This window comes from Micromonospora sp. CNZ322 (assembly GCF_007827755.1).
This window is the reverse complement of record NZ_VITD01000031.1, coordinates 1-1,348: the sequence shown is the minus strand read 5'-3', so window position 1 is coordinate 1,348 and position 1,348 is coordinate 1. Positions and strand designations below refer to the sequence as shown.

The following is a 1,348-nucleotide window of genomic DNA, read 5'->3' as shown; positions in this document are numbered from 1 at the left end:
CTAGGGCGTGTCCTGCCGATCTTGAGTCGGCTGGTCAGGTGACGTCACATCGAGGGATCATGAGGCGTGACCAATGCTGATGCGGTGCTGAGGATCGCGGATTTGCGCCGAGCGTGCTCGATGCTGTTGGACGCGGCGGAGAGCCGGTTCGGTCCTCAGATGCAGCTGTCACAGCTCGGCGTTGACTACTACTGGAACGTCGATCTTCGTGCGGCATTCGCGATGGTCTCGCGGCCGGAGCTGGAGATCGACTGCGGGCAGAGCAGCGACGATCTCGCAGAGCTGTCCAGCCTTCTTCAGCGAGATCCGAAGGACGTCATATCGCTGTGGCACGACATTCCGCACGTGAGCGGGCTCTTGCGGCTGCTGGCGTACCTCGACCTGCCTGACTCTGGCGAGGATCGCGGCAACTAGGGCCTCTCCTGTCAATCATGGAAGCCAGATGATGGCGGCGATGAGGACGAGGCTGGCCTGGTAGAGGGATGCGCGTTTGGCGTAGCGGGTAGCGAGGTCACGCCACTGTTTGAGTCGGTTGAAGCAGCGTTCCACGACGTTGCGTTTGCGGTAGACCTGCTTGTCGAAGGCTGGTGGTCGTCCGCCGGCGCTGCCTTTGGCGGCGCGGCGGGCGACCTGGTCGCTGCGTTCGGGGATGACGTGTCGGATGCCTCGCTGCCGTAGGGCTCGGCGGGTCGAGTCATGCGCGTAGCCCTTGTCGGCGATCAGCACGTCGGGTCGCTTGCGGGGCCGTCCGGGTCCGGCCTCGTTGACCCAGATCGCATCGAGCAACGCCAGGAGCTGGGGATTGTCGCCGGCCTGGCCGGGCGTGAGCAGGATCGACAGCGGCCGGCCGCGTCCGTCGACGGCGAGGTGAATCTTCGTGCTCAGTCCGCCTCGGGACCGGCCGATGGCCTCGCCATCTTGCGCACCAGGCGTCGCCGGACTTGATGGGGAGCCCCTTTTTTGCGGGCGCCAGCGGAATGCTGGTGCGCCCGCACGATCGACGAGTCGATGCTGATCGTCCACTGCACCGGTGTGCCGTCGTCATGGACCTGCGCCGCGGCGAGGATCCGATCCCAGGTGCCATCCGCGGTCCACCGCCGCAGACGCTCGTGGCAGGTTTTCCACGGTCCGAAGCGATCCGGCAGGTCACGCCACGGCGCACCCGTGCGCAGCTTCCACAAGATCCCATTGATGACCTGCCGGTGATCCCGCCACCGCCCCCGCGCACCGCCAGGCTCCGGTAGCAGCGGCGCGATCACCGCCCACGCCTCGTCAGTCAGTTCACCACGACGTACCACCGACACATCGTCAACGATCAACCACACAAGATCGACAGGACATGCCCTAG

The 1,348-nt window shown here is 65.7% G+C and carries 2 protein-coding genes; one reads left to right on the top strand and one right to left on the bottom strand.

Going from position 1 to position 1,348, the window contains the following annotated elements:
- Positions 1–66: 66 nt before the first annotated feature.
- Entirely contained in the window at positions 67–414 is a 348-nt protein-coding gene (locus FB453_RS33960) for a hypothetical protein (RefSeq protein ID WP_145796913.1), read from the top strand.
- Positions 415–429: 15 nt separating this feature from the next.
- On the opposite strand, the gene FB453_RS33955 is transcribed toward FB453_RS33960, so the two are convergent.
- A protein-coding gene (locus tag FB453_RS33955; RefSeq protein ID WP_145796915.1) for an IS5 family transposase occupies positions 430–1,298 on the bottom strand; the annotation gives its coding sequence in 2 pieces (ribosomal slippage) (positions 430–956 and positions 956–1,298; 870 coding nt in all).
- Positions 1,299–1,348: the final 50 nt, after the last annotated feature.